Raw genomic sequence first — 14,509 nt, 5'->3', positions numbered from 1 at the left:
CTTCAACCCATAGTTTGTAAAATATTCTTTATTCTTTCTTCAAGATCCATAATTTCCACCTTAACCATTATTATACAAAATTCTCCTTTTTAAAACAAAGTTTTTTATAAACATAATATATGACAATAGCAAAATTATTATTGCCATTGTCTTTTATTATGTATAATATAATAATTACAACATTATTTTTAGAAAGGGTTTTCATCCGTGAAAAAAATACTTGGGAATTTAAGAAAAGCAGTATCAGAATTTAATTTAATCAATGAAAATGATCAAATAGCCGTAGGTTTGTCTGGTGGTAAGGATAGTATGACACTACTTTATGCCCTAAAATTATTTCAAAAATTTAGTCCCGTTAAATATCACCTTGAAGCAGTTACAATTTCTATGGGATTTGAAAATTTTAATTTTACTCCTTTAAAAGACTTTTGCAATAAGATAAAAGTTCCATATACCATAGAAAATACTCATATTGGCAAAATCGTCTTCGATTTACGAAAAGAAAAGAATCCTTGCTCTCTTTGTGCTAATATGCGGCGCGGCGCTTTGTATAATGTTATGCAAAATAGGGGATTAAACGTCCTGGCGTTAGGCCATAATAAAGAAGATACCATAGAAACTTTATTTATGAATATGCTTTATAATGGACGTATAAAAACTTTCTTACCAAAAACTTATTTAGAAGATAGAAACATAAAAGTAATTAGACCTTTGGTATACGTTAGTGAACATCAAATTCTAGCTGCATCAAAAAGACATTCTATTCCTATTGTGAAAAGTCCATGTCCTGTTGATAAACAAACAGCTAGAGAGGATACAAAGAATTTGATGCTCCATATCTATAAGCATGCACCAAAAGCAAAAGACAGGATATTGACTAGTATCAAAAACAAAGATCAATTTGAGCTTTGGTTTGATGTTTAAACATGCTTATTTGGTTCCTTTAATAAAAAGCAACCAAAAGGTTGCTTTTTATTCATATTTATGCAATATCAATAATTTCAAAACTCTCTGCTACAGATAATCCATCTTCTTCCTTTTTCGCTTTTGTAGATGCTAAACTAGCTGCATTCATGATATTTATAATATTTCTAAAATTATGGTTGACATTTTTTCCAACTTTCCATCCAGCTATGCCCGTAGTTATACTTACTGGTACATTATTTATAAAATGATATGATTCAATTGTTTTCCTTAAGTTTTGAGCAAGATTCTTACACTCATTTAAATCATAAGGAGCAACTACAACAAACTCATCACCACCAAATCTACAAGTATATGTATCATTAGGAATATTATTTTTCAGAATACTTCCTATTTCTTTTAAAATAACATCACCTATCGTATGACCATAATTCTTATCAATATATCCAAAATTATTTACATCTATAAAAATGATTCCTATTTCCCTCTTATTTTTCATTATTTCATCTGCCTTATAATAAATATAATCACTTCTATTTAATCCTGTTAATGGATCTATGTATTTTCCTAGTTCTGCATAAAGGATTGCTTTTGTTATAAATCCTACAGGAGTAGCATTTTCCTTTACGATTAGTATTTCTGTATGATGTTTTTTAAACATCTCTTCTGCCTTCCACAAAGAAGCTTCCAAAGATATGTAGAATATTTTTGTATTCATTGCATCTGCAACAATTCTATTTGGATGTGATCTTAATAAATCCTTATAAGTTACAACACCTACTAAAGTAGTACCTTCAAATACCAAAGCTCCTTCTGCATTATTTTCTGTAAGCATTCTTTCTGCTTTTAACACGCCATCGCAAGTGTCAACTGCTACAAAATTTTTAATCATGATTTCAGAAATTTTTCTAATCATATATCTATTGATCTGCTAACTTGAATTGTAATATTAATCTGCATTTTTAGAATAATAGATTCGTTAGCAATTTTCCCCCCTTCTTCTAAAATTAAATTAACTAGCTTATCTTTAGGAAGCATTTTTAGTAATGTTCTCCTTACAACAATCGCTTCTATAGTATCATGTTCAATTTTAATAATATCATACTGATCAGGTGATAAAATGTCAACCATTCTTCTAGCTCCTTCAGCCCCAATAGGTGCCCTTTTTCCTACAATTAATACATCCTGCATGGGTGGCATTTCAAATTCTGACAAACGTATATTAATTTCAGCCTTTTTTGTAGTATCTAAATATTTCGCCATGAACGGACTCCCCCTGTTTAAATTGTAATTTTATAGCTAAACAATATTGAATAAAATTTAATTTTTTCAAAAGTTATCTGGAATGAATGTTGTTTATACATATCCATAATATCATATTTTTAGTTAAAATTTGACTAATAATTACAATATATTACATGCAAACAAAGTGTATTCTTAAAAATATAAAAACGAAAAAAGGCGAGATATTATCGCCTTTTCTCTATAATTCTATCTTTTTTAATTCTTCAAGCTTTTTATAATCAAATTCTATATGATCTAATAAATGCTCATATAATTTATTAAATGTATCTGTAATTTTTTCATAATCTTTATTTTTTATAGCCCCTCTTAAAATCTTTCTAAGTTCTTTTACTTCTTCACGTCTTTCTTTTTGTGCTTCTATTTCATCAGCAAGTTCTTCTTTTTTCTCCTGAATTATCTCTTTTCTTTCTTCTTTAATAGATTCAATATACTCTTTCAACTTATTTTTAGCTTCTTCTTTTGTAATTTCTCCAGCTTCAATCTTTTCCTTCAGTTCAGCTCTCATCTTTTTAAGATCTTCTTTAATTTCTTCTTTTTTCTCTTTTCTTAATTGCATCTTAATTTCTCTGATTTGATCATGAACAGCTTTGTGCTCATCAAATTGTTCTTTCCAATTATTTAAAGTATCTGGTACATACTCCTTTACTAATTCTAAGAATTTTTCCTTTCTTTCTTCCCTTTTTTCTTTTCTTTCTTCTCTCTTAGCTTTTCTTTCTTCTCTGTTTTCTTTGAACTTTTCAATTCTTTTAGCGATTAAACCTCTTTGCTCTTGTATTCCATCTGCCTTTTCTGCAAAAGCCATAGATGGAACTAGTAATGCCATACACAAACAGGATGTCATAATAACCTTCATTATTTTTTTTCTTAACATTTTCACCACTCCTTAAAAATTTATTTTGTTCTTCCTTATATCTATATCATAAACCTGAAATATAAAGAAAAAATAGAATAAATGTGTAAAATTTGTGTAAAAAGCAGGATGCTTTCAAATATTTGAAAACATCCTGCTTTATTCTTTACCTCATTCGATCAAATTTATCTATGTTTTTCTCAATTATTTCTATAAAAACATCTACAATCTTAGGATCAAATTGGCTTTTGCTGCATCTTCTTAATTCTTCTATTGCATCTTCAAAACTTTTTCTTGATTGATATGGACGATTAGAAGTCATAGCATCAAAACTATCTGCAACCGTTAATATTCTTGCCAAATAAGGAATCTCTTCCCCTTTTAACCCTTTTGGATATCCATTTCCATCATAGCGTTCATGATGATAAAAGATCAAAGGAATAACATCTTTAAGAGAGTCAACAGCTCTTATGATTTCAGCACCATTTTCAGGATGCTTCTTTAAAAGTTTCCATTCCTCATCTGTAAGAGGCATTTTTTTATTTAAAATATCTTTGCCAATTTCAATTTTTCCTATATCATGCAAATATGCTCCATATCTTAAAATCTTTTTGTCCTCTTCTCTTAAACCTAATCGATCTGCAAGCATTTTACAGTATATAACCACTCTTTCCGTATGTCCATAGGTATAACGATCCTTTGCATTAATTACGCTTATTAATGTTTTAACAGAACTAATCAAGTCAATATGCTCTTGTTGTATATCTTTTTTTAATTCTTCTAATACAGAATGATATGTTTCTACCCGGTTTTTATTAAAAAATTTTGCTCTATAAAGTGCATCATCTGAAGCCTTGATTAATTCTTCTTTAGATTTTGCTTTGTTCGGAAAATCAGAAACCCCAACAGATACGGTAAGCTTCTTATTAGGTAAATTTTCCTCTCCTTCAAATTCAATTTTCTCAATTGTACTTCGTATTTTCTCAGCAATATTTAAAGCTTGCTCTTCTTTGGTATTTGGCAAGATTATTGCAAATTCCTCTCCTCCATATCTTGCTACAATATCTTCTTTTCTAATTAAATTTTTTAATATATCTCCAATTTTTTCTAATACCTTATCTCCTGCTTGATGTCCATAAAGATCATTATAATATTTAAAATAATCGATATCTATAAACAACAGTGCTACAGATGTTTTTTTATTTTTAGACACTTCTATTTTCTCTGATAAAGCCTCCTGAAAAAATCTATGATTATAAACTCCTGTTAGCTCATCCATATTGGCTAACTGAGAGATTTCTTTCCTATATTCTTTTTCAATATTTACATAGTAACCTAAAGACCATGCAGTTAATAAAAAAACCCCTGTTAAAATTAAGTCTGTTTCAAAAAATATATTAATAGTATTTCGTGGTAAAGCCATGTAATCTATCAATAAAACTAGTATAGAACATATACTAGAAACCCCTATCCCATAATTGATTCCAAATTGCATAGTAGTTGGAATAATAATAAATAAAAATATAAATTTATAATGACTAGTATGTACTCCTGAAAAAATAATCAAAATAGAAAAAATACCAATAAACAATATTATTTCAATTATATCTGTTGCAGATACCTTTGAAGTAATCTTGTTATTCTTATAAGAAAATATCCATATCTTATAGATTAATGTCAACATACCTATACCCAGCATCGCTGTAATCATAGAAAAGCTCATATATTTATGTAGATTTTTTAAAAAATGTACATTGTATTGTATAAAAATAATAATTCCACAGAATAATAGTGACAATAACTTTGAAACAAATAACATTTCATAAACTTTTTTTTGGAATTTATTTTCTATCTGATGCATGCTCTCACACCTATCATATACTTTTAAAAATAATGCAAGAGGTCAAATATGACCTCCTACATTATTCTTCACGTAATAATTTTGGCTCTTCTGGCTGATAAGCTGACCATATACAAGCTGAAGCTGATACTGTTTGAGCAACAAATGTTAGTACTGTCATACCAAAAACAGCCATCATTGTAAATAATCTGTTTTTCATCATATCCCCCTCCCCCCTAAAGTTGCTATTTTTCTTAAGGAATCATCTAATTTATGTATTATTAGATGTCCTAAAGATGTCAATGTAATTGCCTGCCAAAGCAGTCCTAGTAAAATAGAAGCTATGATGCTAAGCAAACTTACATCTCCTAATTTTATGTAGTATCTTGTTAAAATTAATGTAATTATAAGGAATAAAAAGAGTATAATCAATGATTTTATTTTTAATTTTTTCCTTCTTTCTAGCTTTTTTATTGGTTTATTCGGTGTATCCACAGGAGCATATTTAACAGTTATATATAAAACAATAAAAAAGGTTAATAGTCCAAATATTAGTAAACTAAAAATATTTATACTTATTTTATTCACAAATATACCTAATCCAACTGATACAATTACCCCAATTGCTGCACATCGATTAGGAGATGTTGCATGGGCTCCTCCTGAATATTTTCTAAATATTGCCGATACAAAAGAAATAATAATTGCTTCTAATAATACCCCAAATATTTTCCCAAAAACTAAGACTAAAATGATTGCTAATATAGTTTCAAGCAATCCAAAAGCCCCATAAGCTAATACGGCTTCCTGCTCTTTATCTAGCTTTAAAGTAGCAGCTATTTTCCCTGCAATATTATTAGATACTCTTTCGATCAGATACATGTGAATCTACCTTCTTATTTCTATATTTTTTGATACAAAATATCATAAGAACGATAAAAAAAGTCATTATTAAAGAAGGAATACTATATATAGCACTTTTTACGGGTTCTTTAAATATATATATAAAATCAAGATGTAATATATTTACATAAAAAAGTACAATAATCCAGTCACAAATAAAAATTATAATCATAGATATGATACATATAGGAATAGATTCCATTATATGCATGTTGTTTATTTTTACTGTAAAAAAAATATATAGCATGATAATAATCATTGTATGCACACCAAAATGAATAGGAAGCAATCTTACAATATATGTACTTATGGCTAATAAAAGCCCAGATAAAGCAAGTCTTTTTTTATTAATTTTTTTATTTAACAACATATAGCTTGAAAAAATTAAAAGGATACCCTCAGGAATTGATCTTATAAAAAACACAAGTATAGGTATTTGCAGCATATTATTCTTCGTCCTCTCATTGCATGTTTCCCTTAATATCTTTATTTTATACGAAAATTTCATATTTTTTTGTAGAAATATGTCGAGTATGATAAATTTTATTGTATTTTTTTAAAATTAAAAAAGAGGATGAAAAATCACCCTCTACTTATCTGCAGCATCCATTACAGCTAAAGCTATATTGTCTGCATGATCTCCTATTCTTTCTAAATTACTTATAATATCTAGGAATATTACCCCTGATGTTGGCATACACTGCTGTTTATTTAATCTTTCAATATGACTTGCTCGAAGAGATCTTTCCATATGATCAATCTCTCCTTCCCTTTCAATAATTCTTTTTGCAATATTTGTATCTCCTGTTCTTAAAGCAAGTATTGCCTGGGTATAAGACTTCATAACTCTATCATGCATTGCTTTTAATTCACTTATAGCCTGTTCACTAAAATCTAATTTATTATCTACTCTAAACACAGCTAGCTCTGCCAAGTTATCTGCATGGTCTCCTACTCTTTCAATATCGTTAATTGTATTAAATAGTCCATTCACAATCTCGTTCTGTTTCGCAGATAGAGATTTATTAGATAGTTTTACCAAGTATTCAGCAATTTCACGTTCCATACTATTTATAGTCTTTTCTATTTCAAAGGTTTCATGTGCTAATTTCTCATTTCTCTCAAAGAAAGCATCCATCGCTTTTTTATAGCTATCTAAAACTAAATTACCCATATTTAATGTCTCTTTTATCACCTGAACAATAGCAACAGATGGAGTTTCTAGCATCCTGTCATCAAGATATTTAATACCTATTTTATCTGCTATTTCAAAATCTTTCACTGGCATAATTTTATTAGCTAATTTTACTAATAAAGTAGCAAACGGTAATAGTAGTAAAGTATTAGCAATATTGAAGAATGTATGAGCATTTGCTAACTGTCTTGCTGCATTATCTGGTGAAATATGTTTTACCATAGTAATAGTAATATTTTTAAATAATAGCATGAATATTAATGTTCCAAATACGTTAAACATAAAATGGATAAAAGCAGCTCTTTTTGCTGTTCTATTTGCACCAATACTTGATAACATTGCAGTAACACAAGTTCCAATGTTTGTCCCAAAAATAATCGGTAAAGAAGCTTCTATTGGCAATAATCCTTCACTTGCTAATGCAATCAGAATACCTGTAGTAGCACTACTACTTTGTATAATAGCCGTAACGAAAAATCCAGTAAAAATTGCCATTAAGGAATCCGTAAATGTACCTTTCCCGAAGCTAAGTAACATTGTTCTAAAGCCTTCATATTCTCGCAATGGTTTTACAGCATGCTTCATAAAATCCATACCAATGAATAATATTCCAAATCCTATAAAGATTTCTGCAACATTTTTCACTTTTTTATTGTTAGTAAAAATCCAAACCCCTACACTAAGCCCTACTACAATAGGTGCTATCTCTGTTAACTTTAAAGATGCAATTTGAGCTGTTATGGTTGTTCCAATATTCGCACCCATAATTACACCTGTAGCTTGTACTAAATTCATAATTCCTGCATTTACAAAACCTACAACCATTACAGTAGTAGCACTACTACTCTGTATAATCATGGTTACTAAAGCACCAACTAGCACAGCCATCACTCTGTTACTAGTAAGCACCTCAATAATTCTCTTCATTTTGTCCCCAGCAGATTTTTCTAGACCATCTCCCATTATTGTCATACCATAGAGAAATAATCCAAGACCACCAAGCAATTCAAAAAGGATTTTCATTTTTTACCCTCCCATAATCTTTTAATATACTCCTAATATATAATACATTATTTTTTTGTTAATAATGTTAAATTTATGTTAAATCTACAAATTTCGACCTTCTATTTTTTAGCAATGTTCACAACTATTTAAAAGCATTATTTTTTAAAAGATTTCTTTTTCATTATAGCAAAAAGTAAAAGCATAATTGGAATGAATACCTCAAAAATAATGGCATAATAAGTCCACACATCCATATTATACTCTACAAATTCCATTCTACTATCATAATAAAAATAAGAAAAATTAATCATTAATAATGCAACGGGCATAATAATCAATCGATAGTTAGAAAGATTAAATATCTTTGAAATTCCTTTGCATACGGCTAATAATAATATGCTGTTTTTAAAAAATGATCCTACGACACCAATAACAGCTGCAAATATTTCTAATCTTTGTATAAAATCTCCAATTGCGATTCCTGAAGCAGCATTAAAAACAGGAAAATATGAAGTAGTAGCAATATCTATCCCTAAAATTGAGATTGTAGCAATAGAAGTTAATAATGATATTATTCCTGATATAACTAATCCCCCTATATAAACTTTATAAGCAGATTTTTTTATTCTAAAATTTGAAAAAACCATAGTAAACATAACAATTTCCCCAAAAGGAAATGCAAATGCTGATAAAGTTCCTTTTAAAACTGGATTTATTCCTTTGTATAAAACAGGTCCAAAATTATCTAAATCAATTTGGGGAATTAATAATAGCACCATAGTAAAAATCAAAATAATAAATATAATGATAAAAAAATTTGCACATTTTCCGATTACTTCAATTCCTTCTTTTACAACCCATATGCACAAAATAACAATGGGAATAATGGTTATTATTTGAGGCGTTTCTGGCATAGTCGTTTCTGTAATGAATTGTTTTGCATTTGTAAAAACAGCTACTGCTTCCTCAAACGCAAAGTAGCTAAATAAAATACATATTCCCTTCCCCATAATTTTTCCAAAACAATCTTCACATATATCGAATAAATTTTTTTTTGGAAAAATAGCATGTAAATAAGCAAATATAGCTCCCATTATGCATGCTAATATAACAGATAGAATAATAGCCAACCAAAAATCCCCTTCTGCAGACAACGCTACCATAAATATCGTAGATGTACCAGACATAAACAGAATAATCATAGATATGGCTTGTTGATTCGAAATCACTTCTTTATTCATCGTCTACTCCTCCTAGAGTTCTTAAAACAGCATATATTCTATAGTTTAACCAAATACATATTTTAATATTTTCAGTTGCTTTATAACTTTATCCACAAACTTTGTTGACAGCTTTATTTTTTTTACTTATAATAAAAAAGTCTTTTTTAAAAACTTAGCAGGGTAGTTGGTAGTTTTGTAGGTTTTTATGTAGTATCTTTATAAGTAGGATAGTAGCTAGGTAGAAAATAAATGATTATAAACCTTTATAAGGTTTTGTTTTTGTATGCCTAAAACTCTCCTATGGAGAGTTTTTTATTTTTCAATAAGGATGGTGAATTGAATGCCCAAAACAGTAGAAAGAGAAACTTGGACAGGAAAAATTGGATTTATTTTAGCTTGTATTGGTTCTGCAATTGGTTTAGGGAATATATGGATGTTTCCTTGGAGATTAGGTCAATTCGGAGGAGCTGCATTTTTGATTCCATATCTCTTATTTGTATTTGCATTAGGAACTACTGGACTTATAGGGGAATTTGCATTTGGTAGATCTCAGCAAAAGGGTTCTATCGGTGCTTTTGAAAAAGTATTTAAACAAAAAAATCTTCCTTTCGGTGCAGTCATTGGAAGTATTCCAGTCATTGCTCAAACAGGTGTATTTATATTTTATTCTGTTGTGGTAGGATGGGTTTTAAAATATTTTGCATTAGCTGTAAATGGCTCTTTTTATCATATTGCTATTTCGAATACTTTCAAAAATTTTGCAGGACATCCTGAAAGTATTTTCTGGAATGGATTGGCTATCCTTATTACATTAGGGATTGTTGTTCTTGGTGTAAAAAAAGGAATTGAAAAAGTAAACAAAATCATGATGCCTTCATTATTTATTCTTTTCATCATATTAATGATACGTTCTTTATCTCTAACAGGTTCTATAGAGGGTGTAAAATATTTGTTATTACCTGATTGGTCCTATTTATTAAAGCCTATTACCTGGATTATGGCTCTGGGACAAGCATTTTTTACAGTATCTTTAGGTGGTGCAGGAATGGTTGTATTAGGAAGTTATCTAAAAAAAGATGAAGATATTCCTACATGTGCAATACATACTGCTTTGTTTGATACAATCGCTGCATTTTTAGCTGCATTTATCATCATCCCTGCAACATTTTCTTTTAAGTTGAGTGTATCTGCAGGTCCATCACTTCTTTTTATAACTATGCCCCATATCTTTAAGGAAATGGGCAGAGGATATTTATTTGGTGTTGCATTTTTTTTGTGCATCATCTTTGCAGCCATTTCTACAGAAGTAGTTTTGATGGAAGTAACTGTAGAAGCATTTATGGATAAGTTTTCATTTAGCAGAAAGAAAAGTGTTTTAATCGCTGCATGTATTGCTTTTTTATTTGGAATTCCTTTAGATATAAACATGAACCTATTTGGAAAGTTCGCAGATTTTATTACCATATATCTATTGCCCTTTAGTGCTTTGTTAGCAGCTATCACTTTCTTTTGGATCTATGGGATAGAAAAAGCTCGTACCGAAATTAACAAGGGAGCTAAAAGACCTTTAGGAAAATGGTGGGGATTTTTTGCAAAATACATATTTGTACTTATAGCAGGAATTGTCTTGGTTCTAGGAATTATTTATGGAGGAATTGGTTAAAACCTTAGGTCAGAGAAAATTCTCTGACCTTTCCTATATTTTAAATCTATATCCAACCCCCCATAAGGTTTCAATATATTTAGGGTTTGATGCATCATATTCAATTTTTTCACGAATTCTTCTAATATGCACTGTAACTGTAGATACATCTCCTAAAGAATCTAATCCCCACACTCTCTCAAAGATTTCTTCCTTTCGAAAAACACGATTTGGATTCCTTGCTAGAAGCAATAAGACATCAAATTCTTTGGAAGCTAAATTTACTTCCTTATTATTTGCATATACTCTTCTTGAATAAGGGTCTATAGTAAGGCCATTGACTTCGATTATTTCCTCTTGTTTTTTCTCCTATTGGTCAATCTTTCATATCTATTTAGATGTGATTTGACTCTTGCTACTAATTCATTGGGACTAAAAGGTTTGGTAATATAATCATCTGCTCCAAGTCCTAATCCCCTTATTTTATCAATTCCTTCTCCTTTCGCTGAAACCATGAGAATTGGAATATCTAAATTTTCTCTTAATTCTTTACAGATTTGAAACCCATCTATCTCTGGAAGCATTAAATCCAATATAATTAAATCAAACTTTTCCTTCAGCGCTCGCTCTATACCTTTAAGTCCTGTGTTTTCTATTTCTACAGAAAATCCATTAATATTAAGATAATCCCGTTCTAACTCAGCAATGCTAGTATCATCCTCAATAATCAATATTTTTTTCATCAATACTACCCCCTTTACAAATCTTTAACGAAAAGAATATACTTGTTCCAATATTTATTTTACTTTCTGCCCACATTTTACCACCGTGTTTTTCAATAATTTGTTTAGATATAGCAAGCCCTAATCCACTTCCTCCTACAGAAGTATTTCTTGATTGATCTGCTCTATAGAATCGATCAAAAATATAAGGGAGATCTTCTTTTGAAATTCCTTTTCCATTGTCTTTGATCTGCACTATAACTTCTTCATGCTCTTTTTTTACAAAAATATCGATTGTAAGGGGGCTTTCTCCTTTATATTTTACTGAATTTCCTACAATATTTACTATTACTCTCTTTAACTTTTGTAAGTCAGCCTTTACAAAAATACTTTCTTTTTCATCATTTAGACTTATTTTCCCTTCTATTTTTTCTAACTCAAAGCTTAAATCTTCCACACTGTATTTTAAAAATTCTATGATATCAATAGTCTGAAAATCAAAGGATACTTTCTGCAAATCAAGCTTTGAAAAAAGAAATAACTCATCAATCAACCCTTCCATATGTCTTGCTTTTTCATAAATGGTATTTATATACTTCTCCATCTTATCTGGTGTATCAGCAATCCCATCTCTTATTCCTTCTATGTATCCTTTTATAGACATAATAGGTGTCTTAAGATCATGAGATATATTTGAAATTAAGTTTTTTCTATTTTCTTCGTATTTTTTCTGTACTTCCAAAGAATTTTTCAGTTTTAATCTCATTTCTTCAAGAGAAAGACTAAGATCTCCTATTTCATCATTTAAATACTTTTTAATTTCATAATCCAAATTTCCTTTTTTTATTTCATTTGCAGCATATTCAAGATTTTTGATGGATCTAATAATACTCTTATAAATAAAAAATGTTAATGTAAAGGTAGTTAGAATTAATACACTGATAACTATAAGAGTTATTCGATTCCTTATTTTATTGAAATCTCTTCTTGCTAAATTCGTATCTGAAACAATAAACATAGAGATCTTAGAACCATCATTCAAATAAAAATCGTTTTGATGCCTCAGTATATATCCTTTTCCATGATTTCTATAAAAATCTTTTCTATGGAAGACTTCATTAAATGCTGGCAATGAAGATAATAATCCTTCATCTTCTAAGATTTTTGAAACATATACGATTTTCTCATCCTCCCTTACGATTAAACCAGAATAATATGCTTCTAATTCTTGGTCATACTTTTTTAAATAAGAAGGATCTATTAATTTTTCTTTATTATTAAGGATTTCTATATTTAACTTTCTGTTTATTTCTGTCTGCTTTGCAATATATTTTCCTACGATTCTCATAGGATTAAGGATTATTTTAACATCTTCTTGTTCAGTCTCTCCAAAAATAATAAACATGGAGTTTAATAGTAATATAACTATAACCGGAATAATAATCATACCCACATAAGAAAGCAACAATCTAAGTTTAATAGACATAAAAACCTCCAAAACTTATGGGGAAGTCCTATTATCCCCCTTATTTCATTCATTTAAGGTTACTTCATTGACAACATAAATTAAACTTTTTTCATCTATATACTCCTGCCCTTTTACGATCAACAAATCTCCAACGCTTAATTCCCCTTCTACTTGAACGTATCCGTCTTTTATTATTTTTTTCTCTATGATCACTTTTTTAGGCTTATTTTCTTCTACAATATAAACATAGTTTTCATTTCCACTAGATAATATGGATTTTGTAGGTACTACTACTTGATTTTCCCTTCTTTCAATTTCAAATTTTACCTCTGCAAACATCCCAGGCTTTAAGAGTCCATCCTTATTCTCTATTTCAATTTCAACAGGATAGATATTCCCATTATTTATCCCCACCGGACTAATTGTTTTTATTTTTCCCATATAATTATTTGATTGAATATTTGTCTGAACTGTATCCCCTATAGAGATTTTATTAACAATATCTTCTGAAACACTGGTTCTTACAATCACTTTATCTGTATTTACTATGACAAAATCTGAAGCTGTAGTATTTTCTCCCACTTCAATATTTCTCTCTGCTATGACTCCATCTATGGGGCTTTTTATAATTGTATCACTAATAGAAGCATCTAATGTAATAGAATTTGAATCTAAATCTTTTTGTGCTTGCTCATAATTTAATTTGTTTTGTCTATAAGATTTTTCAGCATTATCATAAGCATTTTTTGATAAAACGCCGGATTCATATAAAGCTTTTGCTTTATTAAAATTATTCAAAGCATCTTCATAGTTCATTTTAGCATTTTCTAAAGCTTTTTTATATTGACTCTTTTTCAATTCAACGTCTATTACTAAATCTTCATTATCTAGAGTATATAAAACATCTCCTTTCTTCACTACATCTCCTACATCAAAATAGATTTTTTTTACCTTTCCACTTTTCTTACTAGATACCTTAACTTCTTCGCTCGCATAAATTTTTCCTACTGAATGATAATCTTCTGTTATGGTTTTTGCCTCCACTTTCATCACTTCCACAGCTGTCTGTTTTTTTTCTACTTTCTTTCCTTTTGCTTCTGACTTATCACAGCCAGATAATACCAGTAACATTAAAAGAAAACATACTACGCTCATTTTTTTTATTTTCATTTTTTATCTCCTTGTATACTATATTTAGGTTAATAAAGGCAACCTATAATCCTTTATTAGCTGAAAGATTATACAAAAAAGAGTATAATCAAAATATTAGATAGAGTGATGTCGTAGTCTCCTTGAGGTAAGACCTCGTACTTGAAAGACTGACACCTCTGTCTGATAAACAGATTACGAATAAGTTGGATGTTGACTAATAAGTTTAGTACTTCGAATATGCAACAAGGCGGTAACGTTTATCAGATTAGAGGAACTATCT

13 protein-coding genes and 1 pseudogene are annotated in these 14,509 nt (G+C 29.3%); 2 read left to right on the top strand and 12 right to left on the bottom strand.

Annotated elements, in window-relative coordinates; genetic code table 11:
* Positions 1 to 207: 207 nt before the first annotated feature.
* Positions 208 to 924 (top strand): tRNA 2-thiocytidine biosynthesis TtcA family protein, encoded by a 717-nt coding sequence (locus tag FQB35_RS02060; RefSeq protein ID WP_148808322.1) that lies wholly within the window; start codon positions 208 to 210, stop codon positions 922 to 924.
* A gap of 58 nt (positions 925 to 982) precedes the next feature.
* Here FQB35_RS02060 and FQB35_RS02055 read toward each other — a convergent pair whose 3' ends face one another.
* The 9 genes from FQB35_RS02055 to FQB35_RS02015 form a co-directional block, all read right to left on the bottom strand.
* Positions 983 to 1,840: a GGDEF domain-containing protein gene (locus tag FQB35_RS02055; protein WP_148808321.1), complete on the bottom strand. Its 858-nt coding sequence runs from the start codon at positions 1,838 to 1,840 to the stop codon at positions 983 to 985.
* Entirely contained in the window at positions 1,837 to 2,187 is a 351-nt protein-coding gene (locus FQB35_RS02050) for a hypothetical protein (RefSeq protein ID WP_148808320.1), read from the bottom strand. The genes FQB35_RS02055 and FQB35_RS02050 overlap by 4 nt, the downstream gene beginning before the upstream one ends.
* A 220-nt stretch (positions 2,188 to 2,407) precedes the next feature.
* On the bottom strand, positions 2,408 to 3,100 hold the full coding sequence (locus tag FQB35_RS15715; protein WP_168198212.1) for a hypothetical protein: 693 nt from the start codon (positions 3,098 to 3,100) through the stop codon (positions 2,408 to 2,410).
* Between the two features lie 145 nt (positions 3,101 to 3,245).
* Positions 3,246 to 4,940, bottom strand: a complete 1,695-nt coding sequence (locus tag FQB35_RS02040) for a bifunctional diguanylate cyclase/phosphohydrolase (RefSeq protein ID WP_148808318.1) — start codon at positions 4,938 to 4,940, stop codon at positions 3,246 to 3,248.
* Positions 4,941 to 5,001: 61 nt separating this feature from the next.
* Positions 5,002 to 5,139 (bottom strand): cyclic lactone autoinducer peptide, encoded by a 138-nt coding sequence (locus FQB35_RS02035; protein WP_148808317.1) that lies wholly within the window; start codon positions 5,137 to 5,139, stop codon positions 5,002 to 5,004.
* Complete coding sequence (locus FQB35_RS02030; RefSeq protein WP_148808316.1) at positions 5,139 to 5,801, bottom strand: accessory gene regulator ArgB-like protein; 663 nt, start codon at positions 5,799 to 5,801, stop codon at positions 5,139 to 5,141. Before FQB35_RS02030 ends, FQB35_RS02035 begins: the two co-directional genes overlap by 1 nt.
* Positions 5,776 to 6,267 (bottom strand): hypothetical protein, encoded by a 492-nt coding sequence (locus tag FQB35_RS02025; RefSeq protein ID WP_207707327.1) that lies wholly within the window; start codon positions 6,265 to 6,267, stop codon positions 5,776 to 5,778. Before FQB35_RS02025 ends, FQB35_RS02030 begins: the two co-directional genes overlap by 26 nt.
* Positions 6,268 to 6,411: 144 nt before the next feature.
* Entirely contained in the window at positions 6,412 to 8,040 is a 1,629-nt protein-coding gene (locus FQB35_RS02020) for a Na/Pi cotransporter family protein (RefSeq protein WP_148808314.1), read from the bottom strand.
* 137 nt (positions 8,041 to 8,177) lie between these two features.
* A complete protein-coding gene (locus tag FQB35_RS02015) occupies positions 8,178 to 9,263 on the bottom strand; it encodes a GerAB/ArcD/ProY family transporter (protein WP_148808313.1) in 1,086 nt (361 codons plus the stop codon).
* A gap of 322 nt (positions 9,264 to 9,585) precedes the next feature.
* Here FQB35_RS02015 and FQB35_RS02010 point away from each other — a divergent pair, with 322 nt between their 5' ends.
* Positions 9,586 to 10,908 (top strand): sodium-dependent transporter, encoded by a 1,323-nt coding sequence (locus tag FQB35_RS02010; RefSeq protein WP_148808312.1) that lies wholly within the window; start codon positions 9,586 to 9,588, stop codon positions 10,906 to 10,908.
* Positions 10,909 to 10,941: 33 nt separating this feature from the next.
* Here FQB35_RS02010 and FQB35_RS02005 read toward each other — a convergent pair.
* The 3 genes and pseudogenes from FQB35_RS02005 to FQB35_RS01995 all read right to left on the bottom strand — a co-directional run bounded on the left by FQB35_RS02005 (position 10,942) and on the right by FQB35_RS01995 (position 14,247).
* Positions 10,942 to 11,630 (bottom strand): annotated as a pseudogene (locus FQB35_RS02005) (response regulator transcription factor).
* Positions 11,608 to 13,095 carry a sensor histidine kinase gene (locus FQB35_RS02000; RefSeq protein ID WP_148808311.1) on the bottom strand — a complete coding sequence of 496 codons (1,488 nt, stop codon included), beginning with the start codon at positions 13,093 to 13,095 and terminating at the stop codon, positions 11,608 to 11,610. Before FQB35_RS02000 ends, FQB35_RS02005 begins: the two are co-directional and overlap by 23 nt.
* A 45-nt stretch (positions 13,096 to 13,140) precedes the next feature.
* The gene (locus FQB35_RS01995) at positions 13,141 to 14,247 is read right to left on the bottom strand and encodes an efflux RND transporter periplasmic adaptor subunit (RefSeq protein WP_148808310.1); all 1,107 of its coding nucleotides are present in this window, start codon (positions 14,245 to 14,247) and stop codon (positions 13,141 to 13,143) included.
* Positions 14,248 to 14,509: the final 262 nt, after the last annotated feature.

This window comes from Crassaminicella thermophila (genome assembly GCF_008152325.1).
In the GTDB taxonomy this organism is placed as follows: domain Bacteria; phylum Bacillota; class Clostridia; order Peptostreptococcales; family Thermotaleaceae; genus Crassaminicella_A; species Crassaminicella_A thermophila.
Note: the sequence above shows the minus strand (reverse complement) of the source record. Positions and strands in the feature narration are given on the sequence as shown.